The organism is uncultured Algibacter sp., from assembly GCF_947495925.1.
Classification (GTDB): Bacteria; Bacteroidota; Bacteroidia; order Flavobacteriales; family Flavobacteriaceae; genus Algibacter_E.
In genome coordinates this window covers 274934-295475 of the sequence record NZ_CANMAU010000006.1, presented here as the reverse complement: position 1 = coordinate 295475, position 20542 = coordinate 274934, and the positions used below count along the sequence as shown (strand labels likewise).

20 protein-coding genes are annotated in these 20542 nt (G+C 32.8%); 7 read left to right on the top strand and 13 right to left on the bottom strand.

Features of this window, described 5'->3' with window-relative positions:
* Positions 1–5: 5 nt before the first annotated feature.
* Together Q0857_RS14290 and Q0857_RS14285 are read right to left on the bottom strand one after the other, a co-directional pair.
* Complete coding sequence (locus Q0857_RS14290; protein ID WP_298536498.1) at positions 6–1394, bottom strand: M28 family peptidase; 1389 nt, start codon at positions 1392–1394, stop codon at positions 6–8.
* Between the two features lie 162 nt (positions 1395–1556).
* On the bottom strand, positions 1557–2408 hold the full coding sequence (locus tag Q0857_RS14285) for a PPK2 family polyphosphate kinase (RefSeq protein WP_298536495.1): 852 nt from the start codon (positions 2406–2408) through the stop codon (positions 1557–1559).
* A 131-nt stretch (positions 2409–2539) separates the two neighbouring features.
* On the opposite strand from Q0857_RS14285, the gene Q0857_RS14280 reads away from it, so the two are divergent.
* Positions 2540–3058, top strand: a complete 519-nt coding sequence (locus Q0857_RS14280) for a flavodoxin family protein (RefSeq protein ID WP_298536492.1) — start codon at positions 2540–2542, stop codon at positions 3056–3058.
* Positions 3059–3135: 77 nt separating this feature from the next.
* Here Q0857_RS14280 and Q0857_RS14275 read toward each other — a convergent pair whose 3' ends face one another.
* The 7 genes from Q0857_RS14275 to Q0857_RS14245 all read right to left on the bottom strand — a co-directional run bounded on the left by Q0857_RS14275 (position 3136) and on the right by Q0857_RS14245 (position 10354).
* Positions 3136–4299 carry a sigma-54 dependent transcriptional regulator gene (locus Q0857_RS14275; protein ID WP_298536485.1) on the bottom strand — a complete coding sequence of 388 codons (1164 nt, stop codon included), beginning with the start codon at positions 4297–4299 and terminating at the stop codon, positions 3136–3138.
* Position 4300: 1 nt separating this feature from the next.
* A complete protein-coding gene (locus tag Q0857_RS14270; RefSeq protein WP_298536483.1) occupies positions 4301–5185 on the bottom strand; it encodes a DUF6268 family outer membrane beta-barrel protein in 885 nt (294 codons plus the stop codon).
* Positions 5186–5204: 19 nt separating this feature from the next.
* Complete coding sequence (locus tag Q0857_RS14265) at positions 5205–6137, bottom strand: mechanosensitive ion channel domain-containing protein (RefSeq protein WP_298536481.1); 933 nt, start codon at positions 6135–6137, stop codon at positions 5205–5207.
* Between the two features lies 1 nt (position 6138).
* Positions 6139–7452: an ABC transporter permease gene (locus Q0857_RS14260; protein ID WP_298536479.1), complete on the bottom strand. Its 1314-nt coding sequence runs from the start codon at positions 7450–7452 to the stop codon at positions 6139–6141.
* A 4-nt stretch (positions 7453–7456) separates the two neighbouring features.
* Entirely contained in the window at positions 7457–8383 is a 927-nt protein-coding gene (locus tag Q0857_RS14255) for an ABC transporter ATP-binding protein (protein ID WP_298536477.1), read from the bottom strand.
* 303 nt (positions 8384–8686) lie between these two features.
* Entirely contained in the window at positions 8687–9808 is a 1122-nt protein-coding gene (gene dnaJ / locus Q0857_RS14250; protein WP_298536474.1) for a molecular chaperone DnaJ, read from the bottom strand.
* 9 nt (positions 9809–9817) lie between these two features.
* Positions 9818–10354 (bottom strand): nucleotide exchange factor GrpE, encoded by a 537-nt coding sequence (locus Q0857_RS14245; RefSeq protein WP_298536472.1) that lies wholly within the window; start codon positions 10352–10354, stop codon positions 9818–9820.
* Between the two features lie 169 nt (positions 10355–10523).
* On the opposite strand from Q0857_RS14245, the gene Q0857_RS14240 reads away from it, so the two are divergent.
* From Q0857_RS14240 to Q0857_RS14225, 4 genes are all read left to right on the top strand, one after another.
* Complete coding sequence (locus Q0857_RS14240) at positions 10524–11186, top strand: YceI family protein (protein WP_298536470.1); 663 nt, start codon at positions 10524–10526, stop codon at positions 11184–11186.
* A 139-nt stretch (positions 11187–11325) separates the two neighbouring features.
* Positions 11326–11883, top strand: a complete 558-nt coding sequence (locus tag Q0857_RS14235; protein ID WP_298536468.1) for a hypothetical protein — start codon at positions 11326–11328, stop codon at positions 11881–11883.
* Between the two features lie 22 nt (positions 11884–11905).
* A complete protein-coding gene (locus Q0857_RS14230) occupies positions 11906–12475 on the top strand; it encodes a Crp/Fnr family transcriptional regulator (RefSeq protein ID WP_298536466.1) in 570 nt (189 codons plus the stop codon).
* A 75-nt stretch (positions 12476–12550) separates the two neighbouring features.
* Positions 12551–13000, top strand: coding sequence for a carboxymuconolactone decarboxylase family protein (locus tag Q0857_RS14225; protein WP_298536458.1), 450 nt, complete (start codon positions 12551–12553; stop codon positions 12998–13000).
* Between the two features lie 60 nt (positions 13001–13060).
* Here the strand turns inward: Q0857_RS14225 and Q0857_RS14220 are convergent, their stop codons facing one another.
* Together Q0857_RS14220 and mnmD are read right to left on the bottom strand one after the other, a co-directional pair.
* The gene (locus Q0857_RS14220) at positions 13061–13966 is read right to left on the bottom strand and encodes a TIGR01777 family oxidoreductase (protein ID WP_298536456.1); all 906 of its coding nucleotides are present in this window, start codon (positions 13964–13966) and stop codon (positions 13061–13063) included.
* 87 nt (positions 13967–14053) lie between these two features.
* Positions 14054–14746, bottom strand: coding sequence for a tRNA (5-methylaminomethyl-2-thiouridine)(34)-methyltransferase MnmD (mnmD, locus tag Q0857_RS14215; protein WP_298536454.1), 693 nt, complete (start codon positions 14744–14746; stop codon positions 14054–14056).
* 126 nt (positions 14747–14872) lie between these two features.
* On the opposite strand from mnmD, the gene Q0857_RS14210 reads away from it, so the two are divergent.
* Positions 14873–15940, top strand: a complete 1068-nt coding sequence (locus Q0857_RS14210; protein WP_298536452.1) for a branched-chain amino acid aminotransferase — start codon at positions 14873–14875, stop codon at positions 15938–15940.
* 29 nt (positions 15941–15969) lie between these two features.
* Here the strand turns inward: Q0857_RS14210 and Q0857_RS14205 are convergent, their stop codons facing one another.
* Positions 15970–16356 (bottom strand): nucleoside triphosphate pyrophosphohydrolase family protein, encoded by a 387-nt coding sequence (locus Q0857_RS14205; RefSeq protein ID WP_298536449.1) that lies wholly within the window; start codon positions 16354–16356, stop codon positions 15970–15972.
* Between the two features lie 580 nt (positions 16357–16936).
* Here Q0857_RS14205 and Q0857_RS14195 point away from each other — a divergent pair.
* Positions 16937–18016: a hypothetical protein gene (locus tag Q0857_RS14195; protein WP_298536444.1), complete on the top strand. Its 1080-nt coding sequence runs from the start codon at positions 16937–16939 to the stop codon at positions 18014–18016.
* Positions 18017–18370: 354 nt separating this feature from the next.
* Here Q0857_RS14195 and Q0857_RS14190 read toward each other — a convergent pair whose 3' ends face one another.
* Positions 18371–20410 (bottom strand): dihydrofolate reductase, encoded by a 2040-nt coding sequence (locus Q0857_RS14190; protein ID WP_298536442.1) that lies wholly within the window; start codon positions 20408–20410, stop codon positions 18371–18373.
* Positions 20411–20542 lie beyond the last annotated feature (132 nt).

Sequence of the window (20542 nt, the reverse complement as noted above, 5' to 3'; positions counted from 1 at the left end):
TTAAATTATTTAGCATGAACACCATATTTATCAAACAAATATACCAAAGCCGTCATGGTGGCTGTTCCTAACTCCAATTCTCTTTTATTTACGGCATCAAAGGTATCGTTGCTAGCATGATGATAATCAAAATAACGCTGACTATCAGGTCTTAAACCCGCCAAAATGTTATTTTCGGTTTTTAATAGATTAATATTTGCCCCACTGCTCCCCTTTTCAAAATAATGAATTAAATAAGGCTCGAACAAATCTTTCCATCCCAAAACCTGATTAAAATTTTTATCATTACAAGTAAAACTAAAACCTCTTGGAGTAAAGCCTCCTGCATCACTTTCTAATGCAAATACATGGTTTTCACCTCTTTTTTTTGCTTCTTTGGCATATTTTTCAGCACCGCGCAATCCATTTTCCTTATTCATAAAGAGCACTACCCGAATACTTCGTTTTGGTTTAATGCCAGATTCCTTTAACAATCTTAATACATCCATAGACTGGACTACTCCAGCTCCATCATCATGAGAACCATCACCCAGATCCCACGAATCTAAATGTCCTCCAACGATTATATATTCATTTGGAAATTGGCTTCCCTTAATTTCTCCAATAACATTGTAAGACTGCACATCTTTCAATTGCTTACAACTTTGTTTAAAAAAGAACTTGACATCTTTATTAAGTTTTAACATGGTACTTAATAACTCTGCGTCATTAGTACTAATTGCCGCAGAAGGAATACGCTTATTAATTGGCAAATCACCATAACTCATACTTCCAGTATGAGGCAAATCGTCTAATCTAAAATTCATAGAACGCAAAATCACAGCTATAGCACCATATTTAGCTGCTTCCAAAGCACCTTTATAATATTGGTCAACACAAGCATTATAAGCATCATGGGTTCGTATTAAACCTGCCTGCATCGGCCTATTATAAAACACAATTTTGCCCTTTATATTTTCTTTACCTAAGGTTTCTAATGCTTCAAAGCTTTTTACCTCAACTACATTAGCTTTAATCCCCAAAGCTGGTGTCGCTACTGAACCTCCAAGTGCGCAAATATTAACGGTATTAGTTTTTCCTAATTCAGATTCAATAAATGCATATTCCTTGGTTCCTCTTACCCATCTTGGTACCATAACCGGTTGCAACCAAACTTTATCTAAACCCAATTTTTCTAATTCTGATTTGGCATAAGTAACTGCCTTCTCAGCTCCTAAAGAGCCAGACAACCTACTACCAATTTGATTGGACAAATGGTTTAACCATTCGTAACTTTTTCCGTTAGTTAATGATTGCGTATATATGGTTTTTAATACATCTTCATCAGTCTGAGAATTAGTGCTTAAAGTTGTAATAACAGATAAAAATAGAAGAATTGACTTGAACAATTTCATAGTTTACTTTTGCCGTTAAAAATAGTATTTCTATAAAACCTTAGCCCTATGCCCAAACATAAATTTGTGTTAATTACAAAAGGCAAGTGCGCTAGCGATTGAGTAATTATCGGAGTTTCTGAAAAAGAGTAGCTTGTGAAAGAATTTTAAAACACTCAAAACCTACTCGTTATCCAACTGTTCTTTATATGCTTCTATATGCAATTTAATATCGCTATCTAGTTCAGGCTCCTTGATATCGCTGTATGCACTTAAAGCATCGTATATGATTTTTGCTACGATATAACGTGCACTTGGTTTATCGTCGGCAGGGATTGCATACCACGGTGCATGTGGTTTTGAGGTTCTGTTAATGGCATCTTCATAATAGTTTTGATAGATATCCCACAATTTGCGTTCCTTTAAATCGCCGGGTGAGAACTTCCAATTTTTTTCTTGCTTATTTAAGCGACGTAAAAGTCTACTTTTTTGTTCTTCTTTTGATAGATTTAAAAAGAACTTAAAAATAAGCGTACCGTTTTCTACAATATGTTTTTCAAAAGCATTTATCTGATCAAAGCGTTTATTCCAAAAGGCATCATCAATATCCTCAACATTTCTTATACCTGGAATATTTTCGCCCATAATGTATCCTGGATGTACTCTAGTCACTAACACATTTTCGTAATGCGTTCTGTTAAATACACCAAATTTACCTCGAGCTGGTAGCGCGATATAATGCCTCCATAAATAATCGTGCTTTAATTCCAGATCTGTTGGCACCTTAAAACTATGTACCTCAACACCTCTTACATTAAAGTCTTTAAAAACTTCTCGAATCAAGCTATCTTTACCAGCCGTATCCATCCCTTGCAAGCAAATTAATACAGCATATTTACCGTGGGCATAAAGGGTGTCTTGGAGCTTCCCTAATTTTTTTCTAACATGCTTGAGCTCTTTTTCGGCATCATCAATAACAACTTTTGTCTCTGAGTTTTTAAGTGAAATGAATTCACTTACTTTATATGTATTCATAGCTAATTTTTTGACTGGATTAAATATATAAAAATGCCATTGATTTCATCAAACTAATTATTAATTGTTTCTATTTAAAACGGACTTATTATCTCTTTAAATATAGTTACTTTGAATAAAAATAGTGGATAATGAATAGAACAGTGATTATACAAGCAAGTTCAAGAAGTGACGGAGATACTGCGGAAGTGGTTAAATATTTGACTTCTATAAGTGGCTATGACATTATTGACTTGAATACGAAAAACATTGGTCACTATGACTATGAATATAGGAATAAAGATGATGACTTTATTCCTTTAATGACTTACATCATTGACAACTATGATACCATAGTTTTTGCCACACCAGTATATTGGTATACTATGAGTGGCATATTAAAAGTTTTCTTTGATAGAATTTCTGATTTATTAAGAACTCATAAAGATACAGGCAGAAGACTACGAGGTAAAAATATGGCCATGATAAGCGCGAGCAATCATGATGATTTAAAATCTGGTTTTTCTATGCCGTTTGAAGAATCTGCCAATTATTTAGGTATGCAGTATTTAGGAGATGTACACACTTATATAGAGGACGGAGTAATTAATAGCGATGTTCAGCTTAGACTTCAAAATTTCAATAAAACCATATCAAAACAATCTATTTAAACAAAAAAACACTTTCCAATATATTTAAAAAGACCAAATCAATTGATTTGGTCTTTTTAATTTAGATTTCCATATTTCTACTTACTGGCAAACAGTTTAACGTCTTGCTCACTAACTTCATTCCCACCCAATATAATAAGGCGCTCCACGACGTTGCGAAGCTCTCGTATATTTCCTGTCCAATCATACTCCTGAAGTAACCCTATAGCTTTATCTGTAAAACCTTTTTTTGCGATACCTTGTTCATCAGCAATTTTTTTTGAAAAATGATTTACAAGCAAAGGAATATCATCTCGTCTATCATTTAAAGCTGGTACTTTCACTAAAATAACGGCAAGTCTATGATATAAATCTTCTCGGAAGTTACCATCAGCTATTTCCTTTTTCAAATTTTTATTTGTTGCTGCTATAACACGAACATTCACTTTTATATCCTTATCGCTCCCTACACGCTGAATTTTATTTTCTTGTAAGGCTCTTAGTACTTTAGCTTGAGCAGACAAACTCATATCGCCAATCTCATCTAGAAAAATAGTTCCTCCATTAGCTGCCTCAAATTTTCCTGCTCTGTCCTTATTTGCACTTGTAAAAGCTCCTTTTACATGTCCGAATAACTCACTTTCTATTAATTCAGATGGAATAGCCGCACAATTTACTTCTATTAAATTCCCTTTGGCTCTTGAACTCTTTTCATGAAGCCAATGGGCGACAAGCTCCTTACCTGTTCCATTAGGACCTGTAATTAATACACGAGCATCAGTAGGCGCTACTTTATCAATAATATCTTTAATTTGAGAAACGGCATCGCTTTCTCCTATCATTTCGTATTTCTTGCTTACCTTTTTCTTAAGAATTTTGTTTTCAACAACAAGTTCTTTTCGGTCTAAGGCATTACGAACCGTATTTAATAAACGATTCAAATCTGGTGGTTTAGATATATAATCAAAAGCTCCTAAACGCATCGTATTCACCGCTGTATCCAAATCACCATGACCAGAAATCATTACTATAGGTGTTTCTGGCTTAATCTTTTTCACAGCTTCCAGTACTTCAACACCATCCATTTTTGGCATTTTAATATCACATAAGACTAAATCGAAATCATCATTTTTTATCTTTTCAATTCCTATTAAACCATCTTCAGCTTCATCAACTTTATAGGCATCATTTTCTTCTGACAGAATTTTTACAAGCACGCGTCTAATAGCTGCTTCATCTTCAATTACTAAAATTTTTGACATATTATATTTTAAATTTAAGTCCTGTTCTTAAGTAAAACGCATTTACATCGTTTAATTTAAAAACTTCATCTCTACTTTTATTTCTTAAAACGTTATTAAGCCTAAACGTATACCCTGTATATATATAAGCTACTAAATGCTTAGTAAAGCAATATTCGTACCCAAATCCACCAACCACGACAGATAATGAAATGTATTCTATATTTTGATTCTGCAAATTAGGCGAGTTTTGCACATGAACCATATATCCATCAAGTCCAACAAAAGCCTGCATGTTACTGCGTTCGCTAAAGATATATTTTATATTTGACTTAGGGATACCAGCATTATAACTCCAAAATTTATTTATTTCTCTGTTATAGCTTATAAATGGTAATGGAAAAGGTATACCTGTTGTAGCATTATAGGTAAGCCCTAAAACTAACCTATAAGGATGATCTAAACTCCTATCTTTTTTTCTGTTTTTAATAAAAAAAACGCCTCCATTTATAAAAAAATCCTCCGAGGTTAAACTTTGTGTCAAGGTTGAAGCAATTCTGGGGTTAAATTGAATTCCAGCACGCCATGGCCCATTCATTTTAAAAGTATATCCCATATTTAAATCTATAACATGAATCCTGTCTAACATCGACGTATCAAAAGGATAATCATCTTCCAAGTTAAGTACAATACTATTATACTCAGCACCAACAATTAAATAATCATCTTCTTTTATTTTAATAGGATAGTTGAGAATGGCTCTAAACCTTGTATACCGGTCTTCAGACTTACTTTTAGGAATAAAAGAGTACTCCAACCTTGCCAAATCTGTAACCTGTGCTATTGAATTTTTAAAACAAAAAAACAGACATACCAATAGTATCAACCTGATTTTTTGATTTGCCATAAAGCCTAATATTAATTCTCTATTCTTGCTTTTGAATGATATGTATATCTCTTTGAGGAAATGGAATACTTATATTGTTTTCTCTAAATAATTTATCTATTTCAAAACGTAAATCACTCTTAGGAAATTGTGATGCAAAACTATCATTTATTGTAAAAGTAAGCTTAAAGTTAAGAGCACTATCTCCAAAATCTGTAAAGAGTACAACAGGTTCAGGTGATGATAAAATGCTAGGGTGTGTACTTGCTGATTGTAAAAGTAATGTCCTTACCAATTGAACATCACTTCCATAGGCCACTCCAACATTAACAGACTCTCTGGTGGTAGTACCATTCTGCGTCCAATTAAACAGCATATTTGTCAAGTAGAAATGATTAGGAATCACTAAAACACGATTTTCAATAGTTACTGCTCTAGTAGTTCTTAGTTTTATTTCTACCACGCGGCCGACCTTACCATCTATTTCAATAATATCTCCTACTTGAACAGACTGGTCCACAAGAATGAAAATACCAGAAATAATATCTTGAAATAAGGTTTGGAGTGCCAAACCAATGCCTATTAATAAAGCAGCAGAAGCCGCAAAAATTGCTGTTATATTAATTCCTGCAGAATCTAAAACAACAAGTAAAACGATAAGATAAATAACCCATCGAGCAAAAGAAAACACGGTGTTAAATTTCGCTTTATCATCACCAGGCATTCTTCTGGTTACCAACCGTTTTACCCATCGCAAAACATAAGTTGTAGCTATAAGCACAATAGCAACCAGTACAACATACTTGACTTTAAGAACGATATCGTGCGCGTCTTCCCCAGTACCGTAATTAAAATCAATAATTTTATATTCTAGAAAATTGACAAATTTTTCCCAAAACGTACTTTCGGTAATGGCATCACCTACTTTTTCTACACCGTCTTCAATTTTTTCAGCTGTTTTTTGCCTTTGCATATTAATACTTAATCCATTTAATCAACTCCTTATAGCTCGGTTTTTTGCCATACATTAATATCCCTACGCGATATATTTTTGCAGCAAACCAAACAGTCCCCATAAAAGTAGCAATTAAAATTAATAATGACAGTATTTGCTGCCATAAAGGTACACCAAAGGGAATGCGCATAAGCATCACCACAGGAGAGGTTAATGGAATAAAAGAAAACACGGTTGAAACCGTACCATGTGGATCTTCAATAACCGTAAAAAAACCGATGTAAACTGCCAAAATAAGAGGCATAATTAGAGGAAAGATAAATTGCTGGGTATCCGTCTCATTATCTACAGCTGCACCAATAGCGGCATATAAAGAACTATACAACAAATAACCTCCAATAAAAAACATTATAAACGCCACGATTAAATTGGCTAATGGTAAATTATAAAAAGATGCGAGTATATTTTGAGCCTGAAGGTTTAATTCAGGGTTCTCCATAGTTTGTAAAATAATATCTTGTTGCGGCGTTTGCATTTGCGCCATATTAATACCGAAAATAAGAGAAACGATAGTCATTAAAAAACCTCCCAATATAATCCATATAACAAATTGAGTTATTCCCGCTAAGGATGTTCCTATAATCTTACCTAACATCAATTGAATTGGTTTTACTGAAGAAATGATAACCTCAATAATCCGACTAGTTTTCTCTTCAATGACACTTCTCATTATCATGTTTCCATAAATAATAATAAACATGAATAATAGATAACCTGCCGCACCTCCAAAGATGAGTTTAATAATACTGTCTACCTTTGACGTTTTCTCGCCTTCAAAACTTTCTTGAGCAATAGTCACCCGAACTTTGGTATCATTAATTATAGCCAAATCCACACCTTTACTTTCTAAATTAAGATTAGTTAGTCTCCTTTCTAACCTACCCTCAACATTTGTTATAAAGCCTAATGAAGGCGACTCTTTTGAATAAAAGGTAATATTATTAGACTTTAAATTAGAATTATCAAATTTATCAATATGTAATAAACCTGAACCTTGCGTTTCCTTAACCAACGTTTTGGCATCGTCAAGCGACATATACTCGAGAATATTATAGCTCGTATTTTCTGAATTCTTAAAAACATCTTGTACTAAACCAGATTCGTCAAGTACTGTGATTACTCTTTTTTTATCACTGTTTAATTGAGATAAATAAGCAACAACCGCTATAAGCGCAATAAATATAATCGGACTTAAAAAAGTCATGATTATGAATGATTTATTTCTAACTTTGGTTAGATATTCACGCTTAATTATAAGAGGCAAATGGTTCATAAAGCTAATTATTCTTAACAGTTTGAATAAAAATATCGTTTACGCTTGGAATTAATTCTACAAAATGAGACACCACTGCTTTGGACGTTAAGTAATTCAATAATTCATTAGGTGCTTCGTTTTGCCCCAGCTTTATATTAAGTTTCAACTCATCTTCCAAAGACTTAAAATTCGCATTTGAAACATTAAATTTATCAGATAAATCTTGTCTTAAAGCATCATGGTTCACAGTTCTTAAACCAACTTCAAAAGTATTTATTTTATATTCACGTTTCACATCAACCAACTTCCCATCAAGTATTTTATTTGATTTGTGAATTAAGGCAATGTCATCACACAATTCTTCAACAGACTCCATACGATGTGTTGAAAATATAACTGTTGCTCCATTGTCTCTTAAGCCCAAAATTTCATCTTTAATTAAATTGGCGTTAATGGGATCAAACCCCGAAAAGGGTTCATCAAAAATCAATAATTTAGGTTGATGCAATACCGTTACTACAAACTGAATTTTCTGAGCCATCCCTTTTGAAAGTTCTTGGATTTTTTTATTCCACCAATCTCCAATTTCCAAGCGCTCAAACCAATATTTTAATCGTGTTTTAGCTTCGGCCTTACTCAGACCCTTTAATTGCGCTAAATATAAGGCTTGCTCTCCAACTTTCATGGATTTATACAAACCGCGTTCTTCAGGTAAATACCCAATATCCCGAATATGCTTTTCATTAAGCAAATCACCATCCAAATGTACGGTGCCAGAATCGGGCATTGTGATTTGATTTATAACCCGAATTAAAGTGGTTTTCCCTGCTCCATTAGGTCCAAGCAAACCAAATATACTTCCCTGCGGCACTGAAATTGAAACTTCGTTTAAGGCTTTATAATCTCCAAAATTTTTAGAAACCTTATTAACCTCTAGTAAATTGCTCATTATTCTTTTTGATAAAAAAATTTAGATATACCGCTTGCTAATTAACACTTTTAGTATCACTTATTACAGACTTGTTACAAGTTTTTTGCATAAAAATCTTTCTAAAAACAAAACCCACCCTTAAAAAAATTAAGGATGGGAAAAAAATTGCTATGAAAAAGAAAAATTATCACTAAAAGAATTAGTGATGTTCAAATATAGTTTTTTTTTCAATACTAATAGCAAAACTATTAGATATCTTATAGTTAAAACCAAAAAAAATCCGCTTAAAAAAGCGGATTTTTCAATTTTATAGTATTCTTTTTACGAAAACATATCTTTCACTTTTTCAAAAAAGGATTTATCAGAACTCTCTGGCTTAGGCATAAAATGCTCATCCTCCTGCATCGCTTCAAAAAATTCTTTCTGCTGCTTGTTAAGCGTTTTTGGAGTCCATACATTAACGTGTACAAGTAAATCTCCTTTACCATAACCATTTATACTAGGAATACCTTTTCCACGTAAGCGCAAAATTTTACCAGACTGCACACCTGCTTCAACCTTTATGCGCACCTTACCTGTTACTGTATTAATCTCTTTTGAAGTTCCCAAAACCGCATCGGGGAAACTCACATATAAATCATAATGTAAATTATCACCTTCTCGTTGTAAAGAATCATGATCAGCCTCTTCTATAACCACAATTAAATCACCTGAAATACCATTACCCGGAGCATCATTACCCTTTCCTGATACTTTAAGTTGCATACCATCAACTACACCTGCTGGTATTTTAATTGAAACTGTTTCTTCTGAAACTTTTAAACCTTGAGCATCAGCATCGCTTGGTTTTTTATCAATAATTTGTCCTGCTCCTCCACATACATTACATGGTGCTGCAGTTTGCATTCTACCTAAAATAGTATTTGCAATTCTGGTAACTTGACCACTACCATTACAAGTAGTACATGTTTTGTATGTTGTTCCAGGTGCTTGAATTTTACGCTTTACTTTAACTTTTTTCTCAACGCCATTTGCTACTTCCTCTAAAGTTAATTTAACGCGAATACGAAGATTGCTTCCTTTAGCACGACGTTGACCTCCGCCACCGCCAAAACCTGAGAAACCACCTCCAAAACCTCCACCTCCGAAGATATCACCAAACTGACTGAATATGTCATCCATATTCATACCGCCGCCGCCAAAACCGCCGCCGCCGTTTTCAAAGGCTTGATGACCATATTGGTCATAACGGGCTTTTTTGTTGTCGTCACTCAATACTTCATAAGCTTCAGCTGCTTCTTTAAACTTTGCTTCCGCTTCTTTATCATCAGGGTTTTTATCAGGATGAAATTCAATAGCTTTCTTTCTGTAAGCTTTCTTTATTTCAGAAGCACTTGCTCCTTTGCTTATTCCTAATACCTCGTAAAAATCTCTCTTAGCCATACTTTATTATTATTGCCCTATAACAACTTTTGGGAAACGAATTATTTTTTCACCTAAAACATACCCTTTTTCAACAACATCAATGATTTTTCCTTTTAATTCATCGGTTGGCGCAGGTATTTGTGTAATAGCTTCATGTTTATCTGCATCAAAAGCTTCTCCTTTTTCAACATCCATAGGTTTTAAACCTTCTTTTTCAAGCGTACTTACTAATTTTTGATAAATAAGCAATACACCTTTACGTAATTCCTCTGCTTCTTTATCATCTTCAATATGACTTAAAGCACGCTCAAAATCATCAAGTACAGGAAGCAATGTTTTCATAACTCCCTCGCTCGCTGTCGCAAATAACTCAATACGTTCTTTTGAAGTTCTTCTTTTATAATTCTCAAACTCCGCAAACAATCGTAAAAACTTATCCTTTTCCTGCTTTACCTCTTCTTGAAGTTTTTCTTCTACAGTTTGCTCTTCAACTTCAACAGTTTCGTTTTGCGTAGCTTCTACTTGTTCGCTTTCTATAGTGTTTTCTTTATCTTTTTTACTCATCGTAAACTCAATTTTGCAATCCTAAATTTAAGTTGGCAAAAGTACTGCCAATATTATAAAAATGTCATAATGTCATCATTTTTTTTTACACCCATTTTGTTTAATATTTATTTTATTTCATAAAACAAAATATATAACTTAGCATTCTAAACATTAAATCTTAATAAAAATGAAAAATATTTGTTTTACACTAGCCATGGTTAGCATACTATCTTTTACCGTAATAAGCTGCAAAGACAAGGTTAAAGAAGCCACAACAACTGAAGCAGAAGCTCCTGCAAGTACTGATAGTACTACCAATTCTGAAACCTACCTTGCTAATACAGAGACATCAACTATAGAATGGAAAGGCTCCAAACCAACAGGGTCACACAATGGTACCATAGCTATTGAAAGCGGATCGTTAGAAATATCTGAAGATAACATTATTGGTGGCACTTTTAATATTGACATGACCTCTATAACCGTAAAAGACATCCCTGCTGAAGATGAAAAAAATGGTAAGCTTTTGGGACATTTAAATAGTCCTGATTTTTTTGATTCAGAAAACCACCCTATGGCAACTTTTACTGTAACAGGTACTGAAAATAGTGATGGAAAGACCATGCTATCTGGAAATCTAGCTATAAAAGGCATTGAAAACAATATTACATTCCAAGTTACCCTATCGAAAAATAAAGAAAATGTTATTTTATCAAGTGAGACTTTTTCTATTGACAGATCCAAATGGGATATAAGATATGGTTCTAAGTCCTTTTTTGACAATTTAGGAGATAAATTTATTAATGATGATATAGAACTAAAAATATTAGTTAATACCTCAAAATCTTAATGGTCACTATTTGAAAATTATATTAACCACTTTGTTTTTGCAAAGTGGTTTTTTTATGATTTAATTTAGGTATTAATTTTAAAAATTTTCTTCTACCTTCGTTTCAAATGAATCTAAAAAACGTTTACAAATCCAAATAATGAGTAATGAAAACCTTTTAATAACCTTTATTGCTATTTTGGCTGGTTTAGGTCTTACGGACCTTATTCATAGTTTTCATCGCCTTTTACGAAAACGAAAGGTTATAAAATGGCATTGGATTCCTTTGGTGCATACTTTTATGAGTTTTCAAGCCATGATAATTATTTGGTATAATATTAGGGCTGAATTAAATTCACCACTCATTGAAACCAGTCTTGGATTCTTTATTTGGCTCGTACCTATCATTATGATTTTATTAGTTATGCTTGCCGTTTTGCCTGATAGAGAACCTGATGATGGCTTTGATATGCTGGAATGGTACTTTAACCAAAGTCAATATTATTTTACACTATTAGTAATTTTTATATGCTTCTATACTTTAAACAGGTATGTTATGTATGAGCATAACTCATTATGGTTTTTACCTATTTTACTAGGCGTGGTTTATATTATATTAATCTTTTCTAAAAACTATTGGGTACACGCAATTTCAACTCTAATTACCTTAAGCTTTTTTGTACTAAATTATTTTTTACAACATGTGGGCTATGTATAGTTTACAAGTCCTTTTTTTATAGATGAAAGAACAACTAAAAACTTACTTTAATAGATATGTTTCTCTTTCGGACAATGAGGTTGAAAATTTTCTGAGTAATATTTCAATCAAAGTGTTCAATAAGAAAGATTGTTTACTAAATCAGGGCGATGTATGCCATCAGCGCTTTTTTATTTTAGAAGGTCTGGTTCGCTTTTATGAGATCGATGATAAAGGCAATGAAAGAATTGATTTATTCGGTGTTGAGAACTGGTGGATAACCAACCTAGAGAGCTTTATAAATGAAACACCTTCAAGACAAACCATTCAAGCCTTAGAAAAAACCAAGGTTTTATGTATTAATAAAACTACGCTAGAAAGTCTGTTTGAATCCATTCCAAAACTTGAAAGAGCTTTCAGAATAATAACTGAAAACATGCTAATAGCCATTCAGCGTAAAGACGAAGTATATATGAAACAAAAGAGTAAGGAAAGATACTCCAGCCTTGTTAACAACGTCCCAAGACTTTTTCAAAGAGTTCCTCAATATATGATTGCTTCATACCTAAATATTACCCCAGAATATTTAAGTGAGATCAGGAAGAATTCATAGTTTTTCTTAAGATACCTTAAGAAGGTAGTCACTTTACCAAATTAACTTTGCTCTAAATTATAAAACGAGTAAATTATGGAACGAATTTCTTACCAAGATATTCCACAAGGCATGTTTGAAAAATTAACTGATACTGAAAACTTTATTAATAATTCATCTCTAGACATGAAGCTTCTAGAATTAATTAGAACTAGAGTGAGTCAAATAAATGGCTGTGCTTATTGTGTAGACATGCACAACAAACTTTTAAAACATGAAGGTGAAACAGATTTAAGGCTTAATTCTTTATGCATATGGGAATCTACCCCATATTTTTCAGAAAAGGAAATCGCCGTTTTAAAGTTGACTGATGCCTTGACTAAATTCAACGACAAACCCATTTCAAATAATGTTTTCAATTCACTATTGAAGTATTTTGATAAATCTGAGATTAGCTATTTAACCTTAGCAATCGCACAGATAAATACCTGGACAAGTTTAATGAAAACGTTTAAATTTACACCAGGAAAGTTCGAAGTTAAATAAGAGGGAAACTAATTCATAAAGCTTTCCTAGTTGCTGTTTTAACATCAACACAGGAAGGCTTTACTCCAATAAATCGCTTAAAGCAGGTTCTAGAGAATTATATTGGAATTTAAACCCCTTACTCTCTATTTTTTTTGAACTTACTCTTTGACTCTCAAATAACAAAACATACATATCTCCCAAAACAAATTTCATGAAAGCCTTAGGAATATTTGGCATAATTAAAGGTTTATTTAAAATTCTAGCAGTTAATTTGGTTAATTCTTGATTACTTACAGGGTTTGGTGCTACACCATTATAAACACCTCCTATATTTTCTGATAAAACATACAAAAATATATTGGCTAGATCGTGAATATGAATCCATGATTGCCATTGTTTACCACTACCAAAAGCAGCGCCCAAACCGTATTTTATGGGCTTTACAATTTCTTGTAAAGCACCACCTTGATTTGACAACACCAAGCCTATTCTAATTTTTGATACAGTAATACCAAGCTTGGAAAAACTATCAACTGATCTTTCCCAAACATTAACCACTTCTCCTAAAAAAGACTCACTAACTTGTTTAAAAGATTCGTCATAATAATTAACCAACGAATCCGGATAAACACCAATGGCACTAGCCGAAATAACTTGCTTAATATTATGAGTTTCGCCTTTTAAAGCATTAACTAATAATTCAGTAGATACTTCCCTACTCTCTAAAATCTTCTTTTTATAAGAAGAACTCCAGCGTTTTGAGACAGTTGCTCCAGCCAAATGAATAATGGCATCAACACCTTCAAAGCAATCGGCATCAATCTCCTGAATACTTGGGTTCCAATAAAACCCATTATGATTAACTTCCTTTTTCAGCTTTGATTTACTCGTGGTTAAGTAATTAACGCCAATATGTCTTTCATGGCAGAGTTTCACAATTTCCTTACCAACTAGACCTGTTGCTCCTGTGATTAAAACTGTCATTTTTTTTATTTAAAGTTACGAAAACCCAATACGGATAGCCAATATTTTATGCTAGCTTTAACAGTTATATGAAGTACAAGGGCATTTTTAAACAGAAACCAATTTTGTAGCTCTAAGCATTTCACGCTTCCCTGGAGGTCCTGGCAATCTTTCAACAGTAAAACCAACACTTTGCATAGCTCGCCGAACGCTACCTTTTGCAGAATAAGTAACTAATACACCATTATTTTTTAAAGATTTATACATTAAGAGGAATATAGCCTCGGTCCATAATTCTGGTTGAACTCTAGCACCAAAAGCGTCAAAAAATATAATATGATATTTCTCAGAATCCGCAATCTCATTAAAAAACTTCTTCTGTTTAGTTAGAAAAAATTGATTTGTTATGGCATGCTGCACTTCCCATGTATTTTCATGTAAACTTTTAAAAAGAGAATCAAGGTTTTCAACACTCAATTCATTGACATAATTTAACTGCTCAACTTCGTTTGATGAGATAGGATACGCCTCAACGCCAACATAATCAATAGTCAATTTAAATTTCTCAGCTTCTAATAAGGTTATAAGCGTATTTAGACCTGTACCAAAACCAATTTCTAAAATCGAAACCATCGCATGTGAATCACAAAATTTAGCGTTATAAAAAAACTCTAATCCGTTTTTAATAAAAACGTGGTAAGCTTCTTGAATTGCACCATGCTTGGAATGATATTGTTCATTCCATTCTGGAATATGAATGGTTGATGAACCATCTGAGGTGATTATAATTTCTCTTTTCAAATTGCGCCGTATGAATGAATTTCGAAATTTAAAATCTTCAAAAAAGAAGAAAAAATGATTTGTTGTAAATATAGCGTTTTTTGAAATCGATTTTACTTAAATTTGTCCTATTAAAATGATTAGACTATGAGTGCTATAATCAACGACATCGAGATTATAAAAGCAAAAACTACAAAAATCAATGATGTAGATTTTGACAACTTAAAATTTGGACATGTGTTTTCGGATCATATGTTAGAATGCAATTTTAAAAACGGTAAATGGCAAGCTCCTAAAGTTGTGCCTTACCAAGCTATTTCTTTAGATCCTTCATCAAAGATTTTCCACTACGGACAATCGGTATTTGAAGGTATGAAAGCTTATAAAGATGAAAATGAAAAGGTCTGGTTATTTCGTCCGTTAGAAAATTTTAAGCGTCTTAATATTTCGTCAAAGCGATTGGCTATTCCAGAACTTCCTGAAAGTTATTTCATGGATGGTTTAAAAGCGTTATTGGAAGTTGATAAAGATTGGATTCCTACGAATGAAGGAAGTTCTCTATATATTAGACCATTTGTATTTGCTTCCGGAAATGGGTTTCATGCTTCCCCTGCCGACGAGTATAAGTTTATTATATGTACAGCCCCTTCAGGCTCATATTTTGCTGGTGAAGTGAAAGTTCTAATAGAAGAAAAATATTCAAGATCTGCTAACGGAGGTGTTGGTTTTGCAAAAGCTGGCGGGAACTATGCTGGGCAGTTTTATCCAACACAATTGGCTATAGAAAAAGGATATCAGCAAGTTATCTGGACAGATGATAATACGCACGAATATATTGAGGAAGCTGGTGCCATGAATATATTTGTTAGAATTAATGATACTCTAATTACAGGACCAACTAGTGATAGGATATTAGATGGAATTACAAGGAAAAGTATTATCGAGCTAGCAAAATCAGAAGGTATTCCTGTTGAAGTAAGAAAGATTACGGTAAGTGAAGTGGTTGAAGCTGCAAAAAGTAATTCGCTTAAAGAAATGTTTGGAGCAGGCACGGCAGCAGTAATTTCGCCAATTGCTGGTTTTGGTTATAAAGGCGCAGACTATCTTTTACCAACTATAAATGACTCCTATGGAAGTCAACTAAAAAAACGTATTACCGATATACAAACTAATAAAACTGACGACCCCTTTGGATGGCGTTATGAAGTTAAATAAAACAAAAAAGGAGCCATATGGCTCCTTTTTTATTGGTCTAAAATAGATTGAATATTTGGTTTAAAGTAATTTGGTCCCTTAAGCACTTTTCCATCTTCTCGATAAATAGGCTGGCCATCACTACCTAGCTTACTCATATTACTACGTTGTATTTCATCAAACACTTCTTCAATTTTATATTGCATACCATGTTCAATTATGGTGCCGCACAAAATATAAAGCATATCTCCTAAAGCATCAGCAACTTCAACCAAATCATTATTATTGGCAGCATCGAGATACTCTTCATTCTCCTCTCTCATCAGTTTATAACGCAATAAGTTTTTAGCGGTTCCTAAATCAGCTTTTGGACTTTCCAAATGCCCAATTTTAAATGCTGTGTGAAATGCTTTTACAGCTTCAATTTTATTTTTCATTATGATAACATTTTTTCCATTTCCTTAACAAAGGAAATCTGATTTCATTAAATTTGCCTAAAAATAACCATATGTTTAGTAATGGTCAAATCATTTTTGGAGTTTTGTTTTTTGCGGTTTTTGCCATCGTTATAGCCTTTACCTACAAAAAAGATTTTAAATTACATAAACGCTTTTATAGCGGAAGTATCTGGATATTAGTTGCTTTTATTTCCTTCATATTATTCATATCAGCAATTAAGTTTTTCTTTAAATAGACTCGTTTTAGTTTATCCGTTTTCTAAGTATTTTATTCTAATTATGTAGGCGCTAATATTTTATATTTTGAAGAAATTACTTTCAAAATAATTAAAAATCATCATTTAAACTGATAATTTTGCATTTTAACGATAAAAGTTTTATGTTTGTCGATAGTTTACTCAAATTAACATTATATAATTCCTTCTCTCCCTCTTTTAAAATTATATAATTGATTAGTTTGAAATAAAGCTGTAATGTGCTTTTGTTACTGGTTACATCCAGTTACTAGCACCTTTTATAACTACAAATAAATGCTATTAATCAACTTAATTTAATTCTCATGAAGATTTTCAAATTTACACTAATTACTGTATTCTTTTCTTTTTTAACCTACTCGTGTAGCAGCGACGACACATCCAGTGGCGGTGGAGAAACAGAATTAGCAGATCAACAAAACGCACTTGAAGAAGACATAATCGCAGTTTCTACCTTAGAATCTGGAATTGAAATTGCAGGTGCTATCAAAAACTCTGGAACACCACCACAACCCAATAGCGATATTAACCTAAATGTAGCAACCAGCGAGTTTGGAGCTATTCAAAACACAGGGTTCAACCTTACATTTTCAACAACCGAAACAGAGGTAGCAGGGGCATATTTACAGTTTACAGACACTGGCAACACTGCTGCATCAAGCTATTTTGATATTCCTGTTTCCAGTTTCAATCAAGCTCGAAGAACAAAGGTTAAATCTACTACTAGAAGTTCTTTCGTAAAGAATAATGCCTCACTAATTGATGGTGATTATCAAATTGATATTGATTTTGACGACACTTTTCCTCCAGGTAAATTTTGTGGTATATTATGTATTTATGATAGCCAAAATAATATTAGCCAACCTATTACAATTTGTATTGAGGTTGAAGCCTGGGGAGGTAATGCTTCTTTACTAGGAACTTGGATAGAATCTGATGTTTCTGAAGATAATGATACCACTCAAGTTACATGTAATAATGATAGTCAAATTAATGTACCTTATGATGAAATTATTAATGAAGAAGTTATTGCTACTTTCTCTTCTAACGGTAGCTTTGAAGTAAACATTAATGAAGAATATAAAATGTTAGATTATTTAGCAACAGCCGAAAGCTGCAGTGCAATCTATTCCGACCAAATTACGAAGGATAACCACAAAGAAATAGGGAAATGGGCTTATAATGAAGATGACAATACATTATCTATAGTTGCTTTTTCCTTTATAGACCTTTTAAATCCTGATGAGAGCGAGGAATTTCCTGAAGGTGAGTTATTGCTTCAAAGTGCAAAAGTTCAATTAAACGGAAACACTTTAGTACTAACAGAAACTTATACCGAAGAGGGTGAAACTTTTACAGAGATTATTACACTTACACGAAAGTAATTTAAAATAACATAACACATAAAAACACCTCTCGTACGAGAGGTGTTTTTTTTTCTATAATTAATCACTAAGTCTAAAACTAAATTTATTATTAAACCTACTTTTATGTTTAATATTTTGAATTTTCAAACTGGGAATTCTTCAAACTAAACTGTTCTATTAATAAATAGTATTTTTTGACGCAACCTTTTTTTATTTATTGCGTCTCTATAATAACAAAACAAACTAATTATGAATTTATTACTAATTGTAAGTGCGCTTATTGTTGTCAATTTACTGTTATTAGTATTTAGTGTAAACAAAAAAACAGAACCTTAATTAAGGTTCTGTTTTTTTGTTTACACTTATTGTACATTAATTTACCTCAGGCAAAAAATTATATCTTCTACTATAATCTAACATTTGCCCCACAAATGTTTCTGGTTGCACAACCTTAACAGCAACGATTTCACCTTCATTATTTTTTTCTGCTACTAACATTGGATTTACAAATCCCGAATAAGGAGCTGCATTAAACTTCTTATTTCTCTCTAATACCTCGGCATGAATATCTTGATCTACTTTTACACCATAACCTTCAACCAATGCCTCAACTGCTGCATAATCACCTTCAGACTTAATACGTTGCGTTTCTCTTAATAGCTCACCAAACAACTCTCGAAGTTTAGCATAGTCATTAATATTAAAATATGTTTTTCCATTACGCGTAACTTTCTCTATAACCTGATCTGATTGTCCTTTTTCAAAAACCCAGGCAGAAATCCATTGTCTATTACGCATATGAGCTTCCTCAACATCATCGCCTAGATTCAATCTAATTAACTGCATCATCAAACCATTACGAATGTAGCCATCATAGGCAGCCCTTCCAACAGCTTCCCAATCATCCACCAGACCCAATTCTTGAAGCTTTGTATCATATTGATAATATAGAGCTACTAAATCAGCCCGACCTTCTTCTAAAGTTGACGCATAGTTCTTTAAAGTTTCTTTAGTTTCTCCAACCCCTGGATTTAATTGCCCAGAGGCATGACCAATAACCTCATGCAATGCTGTGTGCAACTTATCAGCTAACTGACCATGTTTTTCTTCCAGTTCTAACTCTTCTTCATCATGAACAAATTCTTTTAATCGTCCTGAACCTCCAGCATTATTATATGCATTAGTAATATTTCCTAGGGAAACTGATTTACTTCCCACCGCAGCACGTATCCAGTTAGCATTTGGCAAATTCACACCAATGGGCGTACTTGGAGAAGCATCGCCAGCTTCACCAGCTACATTAACCACTTTATACGTAACACCAACAACATTTTTCTTTTTATGTGCATCAATTAATGTTGAATTATCCTCGAACCATTGTGCATTATCAGATAGCACTTTCATTTTCTGAGACATATCAAAATCATTAATCTCAACAATACTTTCGTATGAGCCTCTATAACCTAATGGATCATTATAAACCTCAACAAAACCATTGATGTAATCGATATTTCCATCAGTAGCTCTTGTCCAAGCTACATTATAATCATCCCAAGTTTGTAAATCACCTGTTCTATAATATTCAATTAATAAACCTAAAGCCTTACCCTGAGCCTCATTTTCAGCAACACCTTTAGCTAATTCTAGCCATTTAATGATTTCATCAATTGCAGAACCATACAAACCACCAGATTTGTAAACACGTTCTTTCAACTTTCCATCTTCTTTTACCAACTGAGAGTTTAAACCAAAAGATAAAGGCTTATCAGGATCCGGAGATTGTTTCGTTTTATAAAAACTAATTACATCTTCATTATTAACATCTGGTCCGTAAAAATTAACTGCAGAAAGTCCAACATTATCAATTTTTTTTGCTTGATTCACTTTTTTGGAATCTGCTTCATTAAAAATAACATTAAAGGCCTCACCTTCCAATGTTATATTTGTCTCAGTCAAAAGTTTTTTTAAATAATCAGCAGAAAACTCTGGTTTAATTTTATCATTCGAATAATGATGGTGAATCCCATTACTAAACCAAACTCTTTTTAAATATTCCTCAAATGCCATCCAATCATTTGAGGTTCTATCACTGGTATAATTGGTATAAACATGTTCTAAAGCTTTTCTTATAGTCAAATTATGTTTGTAGTTTTGATCCCACATAATATCTCTTCCAGATAAACCTCCCTGAGTCAAATAATAAACTAACTTTTGTTCTTTTAGAGTCAATTTATCCCAACCTGGAATTTGATACCTTAGTACCTTAATGTCTGCAAATTGCTCGACGTTATAATTAAAAGCTACAGCTTCTTTTTCAACAACAACTTCATTTTTAGTTGTTTTTTTTTCATTAGCGCAAGACAATAAGATAGCACCAACAAACACTAAATTTAAAATAGATTTTAGTCGCATTTTTAAAAAAATAAAATAAGTTACTTATAGGTTTAAATACAAATTGACAATACAATTATTAATTATAACCAAAAACAATGTTTTAACTATTAAATAATCATCAATAAGAGTGCAAATGTAATAATTTATTAA